Origin of the sequence: Legionella sp. D16C41 (assembly GCF_048541585.1) — a bacterium.
Taxonomy (GTDB): Bacteria; Pseudomonadota; Gammaproteobacteria; order Legionellales; family Legionellaceae; genus Legionella_C.
Genome location: NZ_CP183303.1, coordinates 2,176,173 through 2,192,274, shown reverse-complemented (window position 1 = coordinate 2,192,274; position 16,102 = coordinate 2,176,173). Strand labels below are relative to the sequence as shown.

The following is a 16,102-nucleotide window of genomic DNA, read 5'->3' as shown; positions in this document are numbered from 1 at the left end:
AAAAATATGTTTAAGAAAAGTTTAATTTTAACCTGCATATTAATGCAATCAACAGCAGTGTTAGCAGCAAATTGTGAGACTAAACGTGAAGTCTTTATTGAAAATAAAACAACTAAAGTATGGAAAACGATAATTTGTCCTAATCAAAAACTACCTTTTCATACCCATGAATTTGCTCGGGTGGTTATTCCTAAAGAAGATGGTTATATGGAAGTTATTTATCAAACAGGAAAACATGAAGTTATTACACTTAAAAAAGATAAACCTACTTTATTAAGTGTGCAACAGGGTAGAGAGTTACATCAAGACATGAATATAGGTAGAAAACCTATTGAAGTTACCGTTATTGAGTTACGCAAATAGAGCATTAAAATTAAAGTTGTCAGATAACTTATAAATTTTTGGTTTAAGCGAAGAAGCAATTGTTTCTTAAGGCACTTTTGCATTAAGTAACCAATATTAAAGAAACAATTGCAGTCTGGCTATGTAAAAAATGTTTTAAATAAAATTCTAATTAACTTCTTATTTAATAAACACTTACCAATTTGAACTGCAGCATGAAGTTGTTGTATAAGAAACAGCGCTATAATCTGGACAACATCCCATAGCACCAAAGCCACATCCTGCTAATGTTAAAGAAGATGATGCAACAATTAAGGCGAAGAGTAATTTTTTCATGATGCCATCCTTGCTAAAGTTTTAAGTTATAATTACCAATCACATTTAACAGTTTGTATCAAATTAAATCTTGCTGGCTTATTGTTAAATTCTTTCTTATTGTTATTTATGAATTTTATTTGCCTGTATGAAGTATAGATTATGTAGCGGAAAATATTTAGTATAAAAATTAAACACATAGCATCAATGACTAAATTTTAGACCGCATTAAAGATGTGTAAGGCTCAACTAAGTATCCCCACTATACTGCTTCGTCTCGCTACTTATGCCTTGTTATTGAGCTTAATAGTTGAGGTAATAAAATTTACTTAATTTAAATTATATTGTTTATAATTTTATTAAAGAGTGCATTTTTGCTTGGTAAATTGGCTAATTTTTTGCTAAACTATGCGGTTAATTAACTGCAGGAGCTTTAATATGTCGCTTTCCATTTTGCAACAGGCATTGACTTTTGATGATGTCTTGTTAGTTCCTGCCCATTCGCAGGTATTGCCAAAAGAGGTTTTATTAAAAACCCAATTAACACGTGAAATTCAATTAAATATTCCTTTAATTTCTGCTGCCATGGATACGGTTACTGAAGCGCGTTTAGCGATTGCTATGGCGCAAGAGGGAGGGATAGGAATTATTCATAAAAATATGAGTATTGCCGCCCAGGCCGAAGAAGTTCGAAAAGTTAAAAAATTTGAAAGTGGGATGGTTAAAGATCCCATTTATGTTTCACCAGAACTGACTGTTAAAGAATTATTAGAGGTTATGGCTAAACATAGCTTCTCAGGCGTGCCTGTTGTGGATGGCAATTCGCTTGTAGGAATTGTTACTAGTCGTGATATTCGTTTTGAAACAAATCTTACTTTACCCGTTTCTGCGGTAATGACGCCTAAAGAGCGCTTAGTTACGGTAAAAGAAGGAGCCAGCCGTGAAGAAATTCGCAGTCTCTTACATAAACATCGCTTAGAAAAATTATTAGTAGTTAATGATGCTTTTAACCTACGTGGTTTAATTACCGTTAAAGATATTCAAAAGGCAAAAGAAAATCCTTTTGCCTGCAAGGATGCTGCCGAGCAATTACGTGTCGGTGCAGCTGTAGGTGTAGGCGAGGGGACTGATGAGCGGGTAGCAGCCTTAGTTGAGGCAGGCGTAGATGTATTAACCGTTGATACCGCACATGGTCATTCGCAAGGTGTATTAAATCGAATTGCTTGGATTAAAAAGCATTTTCCTAACATACAAGTTATTGGTGGCAATATTGCAACCGCTGCTGCAGCTCGCGCTCTTATGGAAGCTGGCGCTGATGCTGTTAAAGTTGGCATTGGTCCAGGCTCAATTTGTACTACAAGAATTGTCACAGGCGTTGGTGTGCCACAAATTACAGCTATTTCTAATGTAGCTGAGGGACTTAAAGGTACGGGTATTCCTATTATTGCTGATGGTGGTATTCGTTTTTCGGGAGACATGTGTAAAGCACTGGCTGCAGGTGCACATACCGTTATGCTTGGAAATCTTTTTGCCGGAACTGAGGAATCGCCCGGTGAACTTGAGTTTTATCAAGGTCGAACTTATAAAAGCTATCGTGGTATGGGTTCTATTGGAGCAATGGCTCAAGCACAAGGCTCAAGTGATCGTTATTTTCAAGATTTGACACAAGGTAATGATAAACTGGTTCCAGAAGGTATTGAGGGTCGAGTTGCTTATAAAGGACCTGTACAAGGTATTATTCATCAGATGATTGGCGGACTGCGTTCTTGTATGGGATATACAGGCTGCTCCTCAATTAACATACTTCATGATAGCGCTAAATTTGTTCAAGTTACCAATGCAGGTATGCGCGAATCGCATGTGCATGATGTTAATATTATTAAACAAGCTCCTAACTATCAGGTTGATGAATAGTAATGACAATAAGTAGACAACAGCCTTTGCTGATTCTTGATTTTGGCTCTCAATATACCCAACTAATCGCTAGACGTGTTCGTGAAATGGGTGTCTATTGTGAGATTCATGCTTTTAATATTAGTGAAGAGACATTTAAAGTACTATCACCTTGTGGAGTGATTTTATCAGGTGGGCCTGCGACAGTAACTGCTCAAAGTACCCCAAAAGCACCGGACTGGGTATTTAAAGCAAATATTCCAGTTTTAGGTATATGCTATGGTATGCAGACTATGGCTGTTCAGCTTGGTGGTGAAGTACAATCCTCGCTTATCCGCGAATTTGGTTACGCTGAACTTCGTCTGCATGGTCACTCTAAGCTATTGAATAATATTGAAGATCGTACCACGGAAGATGGTATAGCACTGCTTGATGTCTGGATGAGTCATGGTGATAAAGTAACAGAGCTGCCACCAGGCTTTAAAGTGATTTGTGAAACGCGTAATGCGCCAATTGCTGGTATGGCTTGTGAAGAACGAGGTTTTTATGGCTTACAATTTCATCCTGAAGTTACTCATACAACACAAGGATTACGTATTCTTGAACGGTTTGTCGTAGAAATTTGTGGCGCTAAAAAAGATTGGACGCCAACTAATATCATTGAACAATCAATTCAGGAAATTCAAGATAAAGTTGGCTCAGAGCATGTTCTATTAGGTTTGTCTGGTGGAGTTGATTCTTCAGTAGTTGCAGCATTACTACATAAAGCAATCGGCAATCAGCTTACATGTGTATTCGTCAATACGGGCTTATTGCGTTTAAACGAGCCTGAGCAAGTATTAACTATGTTTGGCCAGCATTTAGGTATTCATATTATTGCAGTAGATGCAGAAGAACGCTTTTTGCAGGCTTTAGAAGGCATTACATGCCCTGAGCAAAAACGAAAAATTATTGGTCGCACTTTTATTGAAGTATTTGACGATGAAGCACAACGAATTCCTGAGGTAAAATGGTTAGCTCAAGGGACTATTTATCCAGATGTTATTGAGTCAGCAGCAACGCATACTAAAGACGCATCAGTCGTTATTAAATCTCACCATAATGTAGGTGGTTTACCTGAGACCTTAAATTTAAAATTATTAGAGCCTATTCGGGAGTTATTTAAAGATGAGGTGAGGAAAATTGGTCTAGAACTTGGCCTTCCTTATGATATGGTTTATCGTCATCCTTTCCCCGGGCCTGGATTGGGCGTGCGTATTCTTGGAGAGGTAAGAAGAGAATATGCTGATATTTTGCGGCAAGCTGACGCTATTTTTTTAGAGGAATTATATAAAGAAAATTTATACCATAAAATTAGCCAGGCTTTTGCTGTATTTTTACCTATTAAAAGTGTTGGGGTAATGGGAGATGGTAGACGTTATGACTTTGTAATTTGTCTACGTGCTGTGGAAACAGTTGATTTTATGACGGCTCATTGGGCTCATTTACCATGGGATTTTCTTGGCCGCGTTTCTAATCGAATCATTAATGAGGTTTCTGGTGTTTCACGAGTTACCTATGATATTTCTGGTAAACCGCCAGCAACGATTGAATGGGAATAGATAACGACGAATATTGGATGCTTGAAGCTTATACGCAAGCGCTAAGAGCTTATGACTCACTAGAGATTCCGGTGGGCGCTATTGTAGTTATGAACAAACAAGTCATAGGTAGGGGCTATAATCGTACCATTAGTGATACTGACCCTTGTGCGCATGCTGAAATTTGTGCACTTAGAGAGGCAGCTGGCAGGTTAGGTAATCACCGTCTATTAGATGCAACACTTTATGTGACTTTAGAGCCTTGTGCTATGTGTGCTGGTGCAATGATCCAGGCGCGTATTAAGCGTTTAGTTTTTGCCACTCGGGATTTTAAATCAGGCGCTGCAGGTTCGGTATATAATTTATTACAAGGCTATCCGCTCAATCATTATGTACAAATTGATGAAGGTATTTTAGAAAGAGATTGCGCGACATTACTTAAGGAATTTTTTAAAGCGCGTCGTTAATATAAGTAATAGCTCGGTTAGCTCGTCGAAACGCTCTAGATTAAGAGAGTTGTTATGTAGCTTGGGCAGCAGCACCATTAGACGCCGCCTTAAGACTCTAGCCTACGTCCCGTGGCTTGTCCACGGGATCCAGAGTTCTAATCCTTAGTTGAGATTCCTGGATCCCTCGGACAAGCCGAGGGACGTAGAGTGAATCAAAAAGCCTTAAGGCAGCGCCATTAGGCGCGACCCAACAACCCATGTTAATGTTGGGTTAAGACCCAAACGACATAAAATCGCTTAAGTTGAAGCTATTAGCTAATCTGTTATTCATTAAATAAAATTTATTAATTAAAATTCACTCATGAGTTCTTTAATTAAAAGTTTACGTAATAGCTCTTTTTCTTGTGCACTAAGCAGATCGTCTGCTTTGTTAGAAATATAGAATGTATCTTCAGCCTTCTCACCAGCGGTTACAATTTTAGCATTGTGCAAGTGAATATTTAGTTTAGTAAAGACTCGACCAACATGGGCTAGAAGTCCGGGTCTATCAGCTGCTATAAGAAATAAACGCGTACAAGGACCCTCATCATTAAAAGTAATTTGTGGTTTGAGTTTAAAATGCGCTAAAGTTCGTGAGAGACGATGTTTACCAATCCTTGGCATTTCTTTTGTATTACTTAAGCGCTTAATGAGTTCTTGCTCAAGCCATTTTATTCTTTCAACAGAAAAGGATGCTTGATGACGCTCATTTAAAATAATATAAGTATCTAAATCAAATTGATTTTCACAAGTTAAAATGACGGCTTCCTGAATAGTAGCCTGACAATTACTTAACACGGTAGTTGCAATAGTAAAGCGGTCATCACGATGTGGCATATAGATAAAAACTTCCATCCCCCCTTGACTATAATGGGGCAAAATCACTACAACTGGATAACTTTGGCAAGTGAAAATAGCTTTGGTATGAATAGCGATGACTTCAGAAGACTCATGAAAAAAATATCTGCTTTTAAAGGAAGACCAAAGCTTTTCAATGTCTTTTGTATTAAATCCTTGCTGTTGTAACAAGTTAAGAGCTTTCTGCTTACGTAGAGCAACAAGCTCTTCTTCATTTAGGTAAGTTTCCTGTTGATGAAAGAACTGTATGGCGCCACGGTATAATTCTTTTAATAAGGAATCTTTCCAAGTATTCCATAAACTTGGATTAGTTGCGCAAATATCGGCCACTGTCAGTAAATAAAGATAATCCAGGTAACTGGGTTTAGGAAATATATGGCAAAACTGCTGAATATTTTTAGGGTCATAAATATCTTGTCTTTGTGCAGTATGAGACATTAATAAGTGATTCTTCACAAGCCATAGAAGTAAATTAGTATCCTCTGCAGGTAACTTATGTTCTATAGCAAATGATTGTGCTTCCTTTTCTCCTAATTCTGAGTGATCGCCGCCTCGACCTTTAGCTATATCATGAAACAGGGCTGCTAAATACAAAATCTCTCTTTTGGTTATTTTTGCCATCAATTCAACGGCTAAAGGAAATTGGGCTGCATAATTCTTATCAAGAAAGCGAGCTAAGTTGCGAATGACAAACAAGGTATGCTGATCGACTGTATATACATGAAATAAATCATATTGCATCTGGCCTGTTACTGCCGCGAAACAATCTAAATAATGACTAAGCACCCCATATTTGTTCATGTAATTTAGTGCTACAAACGTATTGACGCCATCTTTAAAAATAGCTAGAAAAGTTTGCTTTGCTCGCGCTGAAACACGCAGAGTAGTACCAATTAAAAAAAGGTGTTGCCTTATTAAACGAATTGTACTGGCACGTACACCTATGATATCTGGGTATTTAGTAATCCATAAAAATAATTCTAATAGGCAAATTGGATTATTAGAAAAAACCTTATTATGTTTGGCCTCAATAAATTGATTAGAAAGCTGAAAATTAGCGTCTAATGATTTAAGATGTTGTCTTTCTTTATGAATAATTGTTTCTAAAAACCATTGCAGAAGAATTTCATTAATTTCTCGACTGCGTTTGATCATTTGAAAATAAGTTTTCATAAACTGTTCGATTGCTAGAGAGTGTGGCTTATCTTGATAACCAAATAAGGCTGCTAATTTAACTTGATAGTCAAAAAGTAGCCGCTCTTCTGCTTTACCTGCCAAAAAATGAAGGGCAAAACGAACACGCCAAAGATAGTGCTGACATTTAATTAATTCTTCATATTCTTTCTCGGTAATAAAATTGTAGTTAATGCCTTCAGCTAACTTTTTAATTTTGAAATGCCGTTTGCTAATACTAAGTAAAATTTGAATATCACGTAAACCACCTGGCCCATATTTAACATTAGGCTCTAAATTGTAAGCTGTTTCACCGTATTTACGATACCGTTGCTCTTGTTCAGCTTGCTTTGCAAAAAAATATTCATCACTTGGCCACATATGCAAGGGATGCGTTTGATATTGCAATGCCTCCATTAATTTACTATCGCCGCATAATAAACGCATATCTAAAATACTAGAAATAACGCTAACATCTTGGCTGGCTAAATCTGCGCAAGCCTTAACTGTCGTAATTTGATGACTAATACCAAACCCATTATCCCAGCAATTTTGAATAAATGCTTGTGCTTGCTGTAGCTCTTTCTCTGTTATAGATGGCTCATGTAAGAGTAAAATATCTATGTCAGAATGCAATTGAAGTTCTTGACGTCCATAACTACCTAAGGCTATTAGACAAAAGCTATTGTTTGTATGAAGATTATTTTTTTGAAAAAGGGCAAGTAGCGCTTGATCAATAAAATTAACCAATTTCTGCGCTACAGCGGTTATATCCTGGTGCGCATTAAATGGTTGAGTCAGCTCTTCCTTAAACTGTTTTAAGGTATACTTAAGATAAAAATTATTTCTCTTCATCACGTAATGTTAAAATTTCAACGCCATCAGAAGTAACTAAAAGCGTATGCTCCCATTGTGCTGACAGACTATGATCACGCGTTACCACTGTCCATTTGTCAGGTAACAAGCGTGTATGATGTTTACCTATATTAATCATAGGCTCAATGGTAAAAGTCATACCTTCTTTTAATACTTCACCGGTATCTGGCGTACCATAATGCAATACCTGTGGCTCTTCATGAAAAATAGCACCTATGCCATGGCCACAATAATCGCGTACCACAGAGCAGCGATTTTTTTCAGCATGTTGCTGAATTGCATGACCTATATCACCAAGTCGTACACCAGGTTTTACCATTTCTATACCAATAAAAAGGCATTCATGAGCAACTTTAACAACATGTTTGCCTTTAATAGTCGGCTCACCAATAAAAAACATTTTACTGGTATCCCCATGATACCCATCTTTAATAACTGTAATATCAATATTTAAAATATCGCCATTTTTTAAGACTTTTTTACCAGGAATACCATGACAAACTACATGATTAATAGAAGTGCAAATGGACTTAGGAAAGCCATTATAATTAAGCGGAGCAGGGACTGCTTTCTGAACATTTACAATATAGTCATGACAAATGGTGTTTAACTCGTCTGTGGTGATACCTTCTTTTACATAAGGCCCAATCATAGTTAATACTTCACCCGCTAGACGACCAGCAACGCGCATTTTCTCAATTTCTTCCGGAGTTTTAATGGTAACTGCCATGGTTTAAATCCACATACAAATAATATTAGTTTACTAAATTTATAGCGGTTTAGCTAAAAATATAAGAGAAATCTAATAAAATTTACTATTAAACTTTTTTGTAAATCTTATTTCTTCATATTAGTTATATTTTTATATTAACTTGAATTTGAGCAGCATAGGCTACGCTAATGGAAGTAAAAACTATCTGCAGTAAGAATTTTTAAAAGTAGAATAATAAAGAAAGTTCATTACGACTTAGCAATCTAAGTTAAAGGTAAATAGTAATTATCAAGCTTTGTTTGTAGTGGTTAAAAGTACTAGAATAACTGCACAAAATAAATTTATTACCACGCCATACTTTGTATATGGCGTGGAACTTAATTACCAATTATGGCACTTATTCATTTCATCTTGCATCATTTGTTGGAATTGTTGCTGTTGTTGGGCATTAAGAACCATATACATTTGGTGCTTAGCTTGCGCTTTAACCCTTATCATATTGCCAAGAATTGTTGTTTTTTGGCTAATTAATGAATCTAACTTAGAATTATCCATAGAGCTTGATGTAATTAAACTATGTATTTGGCTACGAATAGTTTTTAACTGATCTTTGTTAGATTGAAGGCTTGTCTTTGCTTTATCTCTAATTGCTTTCATTTGATCTTTTTGGGCATCAGTTAATTGTAAAGCACTAGCCATTTCCTTAAAGCTATTTTTGTGACAACCACAATGACAACTTGCACCAGCGCTACCATTATCATCCGAACTGGTTGTAGTTGTAGTAGTTGAAGAAGTTGGTGAAGTACTACCAGTAGAACCCGCACTTGAATCTGTAGAAGAGGAGCTTGTTCCAGAGGCGCCTGTTCCAGATGCACCCGCTCCAGTAGATCCGGTAGATGAGGAGTCTGTAGCAGAAGTACTTGTTGTAGTTGCATTGTTATCAGAAGATGTACTAGAGGCATCTGCTGCAAACATAGGTTGAGCTGTGAAAGCAGCAAAGGCGATAATCGGTAGTAATTTCTTGGTAAACATAAATCTCTCCTTAATTAATTGTTTTTAATCAAAATTAAGTATATACCTGGATTATTAATTCTGCACATATAAAATAACTGTCTAATTGCTATTGATTTCTAATGGCTAAACGTCAAGGGTTAACTCAATAAATGGCTAAATAATTTGTTGTTTTAGGTCTAAATTTGTTTGACCTAATGAAGTTAACGTTGCTGGTTTAGGTTAAATATGGTATAAATAGCGCGCTTTTAACGACACACACGTTTCGTCACATAAGATAGGGTCCTATATAAAGAAGTTTTAGATTATGGGTGTCTTATGGGAAGCGTGGAGGCTCAACCCTGGAGAATAGAATGAATGTAAGTATGCGTGAATTGCTCGAAGCAGGCGCTCATTTTGGACATAGAACTCGTTTCTGGAACCCTAAAATGGCTCCTTATATTTTTGGTTCAAGAAATAAAATACATATTATTAATTTAGAAAAAACCTTACCAATGTTAAATGATGTGACTAATTACGTTGGTCGTCTAGCAGCAAATAAAGCTAAAATTTTATTTGTTGGCACAAAGCGAGCTGCGCAAGAAAGTATTCGCACACACGCAACACGTTGTGGTATGCCTTACATTGATCATCGCTGGTTAGGCGGTATGTTGACTAACTTTAAAACAGTTCGTCAATCTATTTTTCGTTTAAAAGAATTAAAAGAAATGCAAGAAAAAGGTGCTTTTGCCGGCATGATTAAGAAAGAAGCACTAATGTTAACTCGCGAGCTTGAAAAGTTAGAGCGAGGCTTAGGCGGTATTGAAAATATGAATGGCCTGCCAGACGCTTTATTTGTTATCGATGTAGGTTTCGAGCATATCGCTGTAGAAGAAGCACGTCGATTAAAGATTCCTGTTATTGGTATTGTTGATACTAATAACAACCCTGATAGTATTGACTACGTTATTCCTGGAAATGACGATTCTATGCGAGCTGTTGATATTTATGTTCGCTGTATTGCTGATGCAATCTTAGATGCTAAAGAAGGTAATACTATTGGTGGTGCTGATTCAAATGCTGAATTCGTTGAAGTAAACGAAAAAGAAGCTAAAAAAGAAAAAAATGACGAAGAGTAAAAAAATTTAGCCTCACGGAAAAGTTATTAAAATTAACTAACTTAAGTGTATTAGTAAAATAATTTACAGCTAAAAATCGGATAATAAATAGCGTTTCCGCTAAATTTTAGATAGATGAGTAAATAAGGCTAAAGAATGTATATAATACATGACAGAAACCTTATAAATCAGTATAAAGCTTAAAGGTATGCTATAGATGATAAGGGATACGTTGATAAGGCGTATTCCCTTTTTGTTATGTGGAGGATTAAATGTCAATTAGTGCATCGCTAGTAATGAAATTACGGGAAAGAACAGGCGCGCCAATGATGGAATGCAAAAAGTTCTTAGTTATGACCAATGGCGATATTGAGCAAGCTATTTCTGAAATGCGTAAAGCAGGCCAAGCAAAAGCAGATAAAAAGGCTGATAGAATAGCAGCAGAAGGGGTAATTTCTATTGCACTTTCTAATGATAGCCACGTTGCTGTTATGGTAGAAATTAATACCGAGACTGACTTTGTTGCTCGCGAAGAAAACTTTATTAAATTCGCTGAACGAGTGCCAGCAACTGTTTTAGACAATGAAAGTATTAAAGATGTAGCTAGTTTAAGTGAGGCTACTTTAATAAGCACAAATAATACAGTTGAACAAGAAAGGCAACAATTAGTTGCTAAGATTGGTGAAAATATTAAAATTCGTCGCTTAGAAAAACTACAATGCGAAGATGGCGTTGTTGGCTCTTATTTACACGGCAATCGCATTGGTGTTCTTGTGGCAGTACGTAATGGTAATGAAACATTAGCAAAAGATATTGCTATGCATATCGCTGCAAGTCGTCCTATGGTAGTTAATCGCGATCAAGTTTCTGCTGAAGTTATTGAAAATGAGCGTGAAATATTTACAGCTCAAGCACGTGAAAGCGGTAAGCCACAAGAAATTATTGATAAGATGATTGAAGGTCGCATCAATAAGTTTGTTGATGAAGTAAGTTTACTTGGCCAGCCCTTTGTTAAAAATCCAGATATCAAAGTTGGTCAATTATTAAAGGAAAAAAATGCTGAAGTTGTTTCCTTTATTCGTTTTGAAGTAGGTGAAGGGATTGCCAAAAAAGAAGATAATTTTGTCGAAGAAGTTATGGCGCAGGTTCGTGATTAATGAGTAGTGAAAATCAACTTTTAAAGTATAGACGTATTTTATTAAAGTATAGTGGTGAAGCACTTATGGGTAATTCTCAGTTTGGAATTGACCCTGGAATTTTAGATAAAATTGCTAAGGAAGTTGCTGAGTTAATTGCAATGGGTGTAGAAGTTGCGTTAGTAATTGGTGGTGGTAATTTATTTCGCGGAAAAGCCTTATCTGAAGCAGGTTTGGGTCGAGTTACCGGTGATCATATGGGTATGTTAGCAACGCTTATGAATGCGCTTGCCATACGTGATGCAATGGAACGGATAGATCTCCCTGCTCGTATTATGTCAGCTATACCAATGCTTGGTGTAGTTGATCCTTATCATCGTCGTAAAGCTATAACCCATTTACGGAACAAGCATGTAGTGATTTTTGCAGCAGGCACTGGTAATCCTTTTTTTACAACAGATACTGCTGCTTGTTTACGTGCTATTGAAGTGGACGCAGATGTTGTATTAAAAGCTACTAAGGTTGATGGAATTTATTCAGATGATCCAGTTAAAAATGCGTCAGCTAAAAGATATGAATTTTTAACTTATAAACAAATTTTAAGTGATGGTTTAAAAGTTATGGATTCTACCGCTATTTGTTTGTGTGAAGAGCATAATATGCCTTTGCAGGTATTTGATATGAGCGCACCCCAGGCATTGCGAAAAATTGTGCTTGGCGAGCATGTAGGTACTATTGTAGGAGCAGATCATGATTAATGAAATTAAGCAGGATGCTGAAAAGCGAATGAAGAAATCAGTAGAAACTTTTAGGCATGATTTAACGAAAATTAGAACAGGCCGTGCTAATGCAAGTTTACTTGATCATGTTCAAGTAGACTACTATGGTAATCCTACACCAATAAATCAAGTTGCCAATATTACAGCAAGTGATTCACGTACAATTTTAGTTACGCCATGGGAAAAATCTATGGTGGCAGCTATTGAAAAAGCGATTTTAAATTCTGATTTAGGTTTAAATCCAGCAACGGCAGGTACTGCTATCCGTGTACCTATGCCGCCGCTTACTGAAGAGCGCCGGAAAGAAATGACACGTATAGTTCGTGCTGAAGGCGAGCAGGGGCGTGTAGCTATCCGTAATATTCGACGGGATGCTAATAATCATCTTAAAGAATTAGTTAAGGAAAAAGAAATTTCTGAAGATGATGAGCGTAAAGCTAATGAAGTCATTCAAAAATTGACGGATAAATATATTGCCGAAGTAGATGCTGCATTAAGTGAAAAAGAAAAAGATTTAATGGAAATTTAATTTGTATTGTATTAAGCAAGGTAAAATAGTTAAAAACTAACCTGATAGTTTTTAACTACTTAATACATATAAAACACAAAGTGAAGAACAGCTTTCTCCTTCCCGCATAGGTGGGAATCAATTTTTATATAGACACCGTGTCAATAAGAAGATGGATTTCTGCTTGTGCAGGAAGGATAGAATCTTAAGTTGTATTAGACCTCTTTCCAAACTAGCATTAATGGCCATTTTCAACCTTTTTCGACTGACCTTGTCTCACTACTGCCAGTTTGGAAAGAGGTCTATTATCGAAATAATTTATGAGTGGCATTTGACCTAGATTATCTATAGACGTTAGCTTTTTTTGTTTTTGGTTCTTCATGGCTTGCAATTAATTTAATAATATCTTCATTGCTATTAAGTTCCGCAACTTCCCTGGGCGTTTTACCTTTAATAGTAATATTTAAATTAGCTCCTAAGTTTAAGAGTTCTTTTACAAGCGCTGTATGATTTTCTTCAATAGCAATGGCTAAAGGTGTTCTACCCTCACGGTCTTGCTCTTCTAAAAGCTGATTATTAAGTTTGTAGAATTTTTCAATAGCTACAAAATTATTTGCTTTTGTTGCAATGTGGATTGGCTGAAAACCTAGGAAATCGTAGGCTTTTAGATCTGTTTTTTTAGTGTTAATAAGAAAATCTAAAATATTACCTTTGTTATCATAACGAGCAGCATAATGAAGCAGAGAATTTGCTTTATCATATTTGTGTGTAAGAAGCGAAGGATCACATTCTATAAATAATCGAACAGTATCTAAGTGACCGTGCTGTATAGCTAGATGAATGGGTGTTTGGCCTAGGTTGTCTATTGCTTTAGTATCGGCGCCATTTTCAATTAAAAGAGGTATAATCGTATGATTACCATATTGAGCAGCTATATGCAAAGGTTGCTGGCTATCTAAATACCTTTCTGTAACTTTACTGCCCTTGTTTAATAATCCTTGAATTACCTCTTCTTTTTGCTGACAGGCAATGGCCCAATATAATATTCTTCGTTGATGCTCTCTTTTGTGAGTATTAATAACACTATCGTCACAATAAAATTGAAAAGCAAGTTGATAAAAATAATCTAAGATTAGTTGTTTTTTTTCTCCTTGATTTGCTAAATCTACAAGTGTCTGGCCTTGCTTATCTTTGTCAACAAGTCTATCTAATGAGGTAACTACGAATTTTACACTCTCTAAATCCCCTGCATTAATTAAAGAAGGTAATTGCTCAGGCTTAACTTTTGCAGATGATTTTTCAATGATATTTCTTGTTGTTGGACTTAACGTTAAATTAGTGGTAAGCACGGCTAAGTAGTCTGGATCTTTTGCATAAATATTTCTTGCAAAAAGTTCTATAAAGTTAGAAATATTTTTAAATTTGTTTGGATTTAATAATTCAGAATTAGCCCATATTAAAAAGTCTTTTAGTAGGGCATCTACACTCCTAATACCAATATAACCCCTGTGGGCAAGTTCCTCTTCAAGCTCAGTATTTATTTCTGTAGTTGATGGTATTTTATTTATTCTATTATAACGTTGTAGTAAAAGATAATTTATAAAATATGAAAATAGATCTGCTTGTTGTTTATGTGCCGCAAGAATAAGAGAAGAGTTATCATTATCCCTATTAAAGAATTTTGGACTAAGCTTAAGTAAGGAGTCAATAACCTCTATTCTGCCATTATTTATAGCTACATCTATTGGTTCATCGTTGTCATTATTGCGCTCAGTAGCATTTTGAATATCTTGTTGAATCAGATAAACGACAGTACTAGCATGCCCCTGCTTACAGGCTAAATGGATAGGTGGCGTACAGGGGAAGTCAGCTAAAGTTATATCATCATATAAATCTAGATTTTCCTCATAATCATCAAAAGCCATATCTACACATATGGGCAAGTAATTCTTAAAGTCGCCAGCCTTTTCATAATCAACAAAGATTGAGTCACCTGTATTAAGTACATTGGGACTAGCCTCTCCTGCTAACAATGTTTGAGTAGCTTCTAAATTACCCACACTTGCAGCAATATGTAGAGGACGATAACCCAGCTCTATATAACGCTCACCTACTTGGCTGCCACTTTGTAATAATTTTTCAATGATTGCTGATTTTTGCTGTAATGCAATCGCCCAATACAAAATAGTTCTTCCTTGTGTATCTGAATTGGCAGAATAGGCGGCATTCTGAGCAACCATTACTAAATTAATAAGCGTTTGATACTCAGGCTCCATTAAACCCTTTTCCATTTGTTGCTGAATAAAATTGATAATTTTGTAAATATCGCTAGCTTTTCTATAATCAAAATCGCTGTTATGAAGATATTTGTTATTAATAAAATTTATTGCGTTAAGAATTTCATCTTTATGTTCTGCGATATATAGCGCAATTGTCTTAGCTACTGCAACTAGTATATTTGTTTCGATACAGATGCGGGTATCACGCTCAATTTCTTTGGGATCTTTAGTAATGTTGTGGTGAGGCGCAATAGCAATATCTTCACTCTTAACTGACTTTTCCTGTAACGCAGGTGCATTGTGGTGTAAGTAATTTATAACACTAGCTTTAATAGTAGCTTTCTGATACGAACCCTCAGTGAATTGAGAAGGATATTTATCAATACTTGTAAATTCTGTGGCTATAGCCTGGCTAATTAAATTATTAGTACAAACGTTATTAGACTTCTCTCTATAACGTTGGTTAACTGTATCATAAAGGCAATCTAATAATGCTTGATTACCACTTTCTTGAGCCCACTCAAGTCCTGTTTTTCCTGTGATATCGCCTCTTACATCAAAGGAATCTATAGTAAAATGCTTATTTCTTAGAAATTTGCTTAAATTTACTAAGTCATTACTTCGTATTAAAAAAACTAATCGCCTTACCTCAGGATCTGGATAATCTTTTATATAAGTTTCCATAAAAACTTCAAACCACGTTTTATTTTCTGGCGAGGTAATAGGCTCAGTTGGAAAATGGTGCTCATAAAGGTTTTGCCAAAATTCAGTAGCATAGATGACAGAGTGATAAAAAGATTTTTGAGTTCGCGCTAAAGCTAGAATGTCAGCTGGCTGAAGATAAGAAAATACTTCCCATAATATTTCATCTGGTATGACATTGGGAGGAGGATTATTATAATTTGGCTGTTTAAAGAAGAACATAAAAAACCATATGATTTATTTTGAGCTATAAATAAAATTTTAGCACTTTATATAAAAAATATACAAAATGATTAGTTTTATTAATTTTAAATAATAGAGTGAAGACTAAGTTAATGTTTTCGATAATTTTT

13 protein-coding genes are annotated in these 16,102 nt (G+C 35.8%); 8 read left to right on the top strand and 5 right to left on the bottom strand.

Annotation, left to right across the window (positions count from 1 at the left end):
• The first annotated feature begins 6 nt into the window (after positions 1–6).
• Positions 7–363, top strand: coding sequence for a hypothetical protein (locus ACNVED_RS09540; protein WP_419418793.1), 357 nt, complete (start codon positions 7–9; stop codon positions 361–363).
• Between the two features lie 174 nt (positions 364–537).
• Here the strand turns inward: ACNVED_RS09540 and ACNVED_RS09535 are convergent, their stop codons facing one another.
• Complete coding sequence (locus tag ACNVED_RS09535; RefSeq protein ID WP_419418792.1) at positions 538–678, bottom strand: hypothetical protein; 141 nt, start codon at positions 676–678, stop codon at positions 538–540.
• 417 nt (positions 679–1,095) lie between these two features.
• Here ACNVED_RS09535 and guaB point away from each other — a divergent pair, with 417 nt between their 5' ends.
• The 3 genes from guaB to tadA are packed head-to-tail and all read left to right on the top strand — an operon-like array spanning position 1,096 to position 4,597.
• Entirely contained in the window at positions 1,096–2,571 is a 1,476-nt protein-coding gene (guaB, locus tag ACNVED_RS09530) for an IMP dehydrogenase (RefSeq protein WP_419418791.1), read from the top strand.
• A 2-nt stretch (positions 2,572–2,573) separates the two neighbouring features.
• Complete coding sequence (gene guaA, locus ACNVED_RS09525; protein ID WP_419418790.1) at positions 2,574–4,151, top strand: glutamine-hydrolyzing GMP synthase; 1,578 nt, start codon at positions 2,574–2,576, stop codon at positions 4,149–4,151.
• Complete coding sequence (tadA, locus tag ACNVED_RS09520) at positions 4,142–4,597, top strand: tRNA adenosine(34) deaminase TadA (RefSeq protein WP_419418789.1); 456 nt, start codon at positions 4,142–4,144, stop codon at positions 4,595–4,597. Before guaA ends, tadA begins: the two co-directional genes overlap by 10 nt.
• A 330-nt stretch (positions 4,598–4,927) precedes the next feature.
• Here the strand turns inward: tadA and glnD are convergent, their stop codons facing one another.
• The 3 genes from glnD to ACNVED_RS09505 form a co-directional block, all read right to left on the bottom strand.
• Complete coding sequence (gene glnD, locus ACNVED_RS09515; RefSeq protein ID WP_419418788.1) at positions 4,928–7,504, bottom strand: [protein-PII] uridylyltransferase; 2,577 nt, start codon at positions 7,502–7,504, stop codon at positions 4,928–4,930.
• Entirely contained in the window at positions 7,491–8,255 is a 765-nt protein-coding gene (map, locus tag ACNVED_RS09510) for a type I methionyl aminopeptidase (RefSeq protein ID WP_419418787.1), read from the bottom strand. Before map ends, glnD begins: the two co-directional genes overlap by 14 nt.
• Positions 8,256–8,618: 363 nt before the next feature.
• Positions 8,619–9,269, bottom strand: a complete 651-nt coding sequence (locus tag ACNVED_RS09505; RefSeq protein ID WP_419418786.1) for a Spy/CpxP family protein refolding chaperone — start codon at positions 9,267–9,269, stop codon at positions 8,619–8,621.
• Between the two features lie 332 nt (positions 9,270–9,601).
• On the opposite strand from ACNVED_RS09505, the gene rpsB reads away from it, so the two are divergent.
• The 4 genes from rpsB (at position 9,602) to frr (ending at position 12,789) form a co-directional block, all read left to right on the top strand.
• Positions 9,602–10,366 carry a 30S ribosomal protein S2 gene (rpsB, locus tag ACNVED_RS09500; RefSeq protein WP_419418785.1) on the top strand — a complete coding sequence of 255 codons (765 nt, stop codon included), beginning with the start codon at positions 9,602–9,604 and terminating at the stop codon, positions 10,364–10,366.
• Between the two features lie 251 nt (positions 10,367–10,617).
• Entirely contained in the window at positions 10,618–11,502 is an 885-nt protein-coding gene (gene tsf / locus ACNVED_RS09495) for a translation elongation factor Ts (protein ID WP_419418784.1), read from the top strand.
• Complete coding sequence (pyrH, locus tag ACNVED_RS09490; RefSeq protein ID WP_419418783.1) at positions 11,502–12,239, top strand: UMP kinase; 738 nt, start codon at positions 11,502–11,504, stop codon at positions 12,237–12,239. Before tsf ends, pyrH begins: the two co-directional genes overlap by 1 nt.
• Positions 12,232–12,789: a ribosome recycling factor gene (gene frr / locus ACNVED_RS09485; protein WP_419418782.1), complete on the top strand. Its 558-nt coding sequence runs from the start codon at positions 12,232–12,234 to the stop codon at positions 12,787–12,789. The genes pyrH and frr overlap by 8 nt, the downstream gene beginning before the upstream one ends.
• 320 nt (positions 12,790–13,109) lie before the next feature.
• Here the strand turns inward: frr and ACNVED_RS09480 are convergent, their stop codons facing one another.
• Positions 13,110–15,971 (bottom strand): ankyrin repeat domain-containing protein, encoded by a 2,862-nt coding sequence (locus ACNVED_RS09480; RefSeq protein WP_419418781.1) that lies wholly within the window; start codon positions 15,969–15,971, stop codon positions 13,110–13,112.
• Positions 15,972–16,102: the final 131 nt, after the last annotated feature.

Bases quoted from the DNA above. Each gene is read 5' to 3' on its own strand.
- map (WP_419418787.1), bottom strand. From the start codon at position 8,255: ATGGCAGTTACCATTAAAACTCCGGAAGAAATTGAGAAAATGCGCGTT.
- ACNVED_RS09505 (WP_419418786.1), bottom strand. From the start codon at position 9,269: ATGTTTACCAAGAAATTACTACCGATTATCGCCTTTGCTGCTTTCACA.
- guaA (WP_419418790.1), top strand. From the start codon at position 2,574: ATGACAATAAGTAGACAACAGCCTTTGCTGATTCTTGATTTTGGCTCT.
- ACNVED_RS09535 (WP_419418792.1), bottom strand. From the start codon at position 678: ATGAAAAAATTACTCTTCGCCTTAATTGTTGCATCATCTTCTTTAACA.
- ACNVED_RS09480 (WP_419418781.1), bottom strand. From the start codon at position 15,971: ATGTTCTTCTTTAAACAGCCAAATTATAATAATCCTCCTCCCAATGTC.
- frr (WP_419418782.1), top strand. From the start codon at position 12,232: ATGATTAATGAAATTAAGCAGGATGCTGAAAAGCGAATGAAGAAATCA.
- guaB (WP_419418791.1), top strand. From the start codon at position 1,096: ATGTCGCTTTCCATTTTGCAACAGGCATTGACTTTTGATGATGTCTTG.
- ACNVED_RS09540 (WP_419418793.1), top strand. From the start codon at position 7: ATGTTTAAGAAAAGTTTAATTTTAACCTGCATATTAATGCAATCAACA.
- tsf (WP_419418784.1), top strand. From the start codon at position 10,618: ATGTCAATTAGTGCATCGCTAGTAATGAAATTACGGGAAAGAACAGGC.
- pyrH (WP_419418783.1), top strand. From the start codon at position 11,502: ATGAGTAGTGAAAATCAACTTTTAAAGTATAGACGTATTTTATTAAAG.
- tadA (WP_419418789.1), top strand. From the start codon at position 4,142: ATGGGAATAGATAACGACGAATATTGGATGCTTGAAGCTTATACGCAA.
- glnD (WP_419418788.1), bottom strand. From the start codon at position 7,504: ATGAAGAGAAATAATTTTTATCTTAAGTATACCTTAAAACAGTTTAAG.
- rpsB (WP_419418785.1), top strand. From the start codon at position 9,602: ATGAATGTAAGTATGCGTGAATTGCTCGAAGCAGGCGCTCATTTTGGA.